The sequence below is a fragment of the Mesorhizobium sp. M2C.T.Ca.TU.002.02.1.1 genome (genome assembly GCF_003997225.1).
This window is the reverse complement of sequence record NZ_RZTO01001259.1, coordinates 1-1,139: the sequence shown is the minus strand read 5'-3', so window position 1 is coordinate 1,139 and position 1,139 is coordinate 1. Positions and strand designations below refer to the sequence as shown.

Here is a 1,139-nt window from a genome sequence, read left to right as displayed (position 1 = left end):
GCATCGGCCTTGCCGGCACCTGGCGGGTGCTCGGCCACAAGGCGGCGCCGGTGCTGCGCAACCTCTGATGCGCAGCCTTGACTGAGGGCTTCGGCGGCTTGCCCGGTTAAATCTTGGTAAGAATGGCGGCCGGAAGGCCCGAAAACCGGGCTTTTGCCTTCTCACAAAGCGTTACCGCGCGTTACCGTCTTGTTCTTGACGTCGAGAACGCTCATATTTTGCGCAGGCATGCTGGAGTTCCGCCAGCGGCGCCTGGTCCCCAAAAGACCTGTCACCGGACGGGGCAGAAGCAACAGAGGATTTCCAATGGCTGATCCCATTCGCAACTACCAGACGTCCGCCGCCCCCGGCGCGCGCGTCGATATCGATCAGGGCCTGCGCGCCTATATGATCAAAGTCTACAACCTCATGGGGCTTGGCCTGCTCATCACCGGCCTTGCCGCCTGGGGCGCCTTCCACCTCGCCGTCACGGGCGACGGCCAGCTGACCGGCTTCGGCCAGCTCATCTATGCAAGCGCGTTCCGCTGGGTCGTCATCCTGGCGCCGCTGGCCGCCGTGATGTTCCTGTCGTTCCGCATCCAGTCGATGAGCGTGGCGGCGGCGCAGACCACGTTCTGGGTCTATGCCGGCCTTGTCGGCCTGTCGCTGTCGACGATCTTCCTCGTCTACACCGGCACCAGCATCACCCAGACCTTCTTCGCCACGGCCGCGGCCTTCGGCGGCCTCTCGCTCTATGGCTACACGACCAGGCGCGACCTGTCGGCGTTCGGCTCGTTCCTGATCATGGGCGTGATCGGCCTGCTGATCGCGATGCTGATCAACATCTTCCTGCAGTCGTCGGCGCTCGCCTTCGCCATCTCGGCGATCGGCGTGCTGGTCTTCGCGGGCCTCACCGCTTACGACACGCAGCGGATCAAGGAGATGTATTTCGAGGGCGACGTCGCCGATGTCGCCGGCCGCAAGGCCATCATGGGCGCGCTGCAGCTCTATCTCGACTTCATCAACCTGTTCATGTTCCTGCTGCAGTTCAGGGGCGACCGCCGCTAAAGGCAGTTGCCGGTCTCACTGGACCACAGACTTTGCGAAGGGCGGCCCAACGGCCGCCCTTTCTTTTTACGCAGTCCTTTGCTGTTATCGAG

At 63.3% G+C, this 1,139-nt stretch carries 1 protein-coding gene; it reads left to right on the top strand.

Going from position 1 to position 1,139, the window contains the following annotated elements; all coding sequences use genetic code 11:
• Window positions 1–306: 306 nt before the first annotated feature.
• Window positions 307–1,047, top strand: a complete 741-nt coding sequence (locus EOD07_RS35265) for a Bax inhibitor-1/YccA family protein (protein WP_127238428.1) — start codon at window positions 307–309, stop codon at window positions 1,045–1,047.
• Window positions 1,048–1,139 lie beyond the last annotated feature (92 nt).

Bases quoted from the DNA above. Each gene is read 5' to 3' on its own strand.
- EOD07_RS35265 (WP_127238428.1), top strand. From the start codon at position 307: ATGGCTGATCCCATTCGCAACTACCAGACGTCCGCCGCCCCCGGCGCG.